General features: G+C 40.0%; 1 pseudogene. It reads left to right on the forward strand.

The window, feature by feature from the left end:
* Positions 1 to 395: pseudogene (locus tag J7R10_RS09350) on the forward strand (phage portal protein); the annotation flags it as partial.

The raw sequence follows: 395 nt of genomic DNA on the forward strand, positions 1-395 counted from the left end.
ATAAAGCCATTGAAGCGTGTGGTGATCCTTTTTTCTCTAGTTGAAGATGGCTTTACGGTATTGACCCCCTTTACGTTTCTGTTACAGAAGAATGTGTTTCAGGAGCGGTAAGTGAGGGGATTAAGCGGTAGCTTAGAATTGTAGGATTTCAGGAAGAACTGGAAAAGCTTCTTGATCTTTGGTGGCAATGGGTCGATGAAGCTGATCATGATGAAGATGCTAATTTTTATGGTCTTCAAGCAACAATTGCTCGTGAGGTTTTTTTAACTGGTGAATGTTTTGTAAGATTACACTATACCGACTTTTATAAGCGCTCACGTGTACCACTTCAATTACAAATTTACCCCTCAGAAATGCTGGACTTAACCTATAACGGACCAGTAGAAACTAAAGGC

The organism is Bartonella vinsonii subsp. berkhoffii ATCC 51672 (genome assembly GCF_902825225.1).
Taxonomy (GTDB): domain Bacteria; phylum Pseudomonadota; class Alphaproteobacteria; order Rhizobiales; family Rhizobiaceae; genus Bartonella; species Bartonella berkhoffii.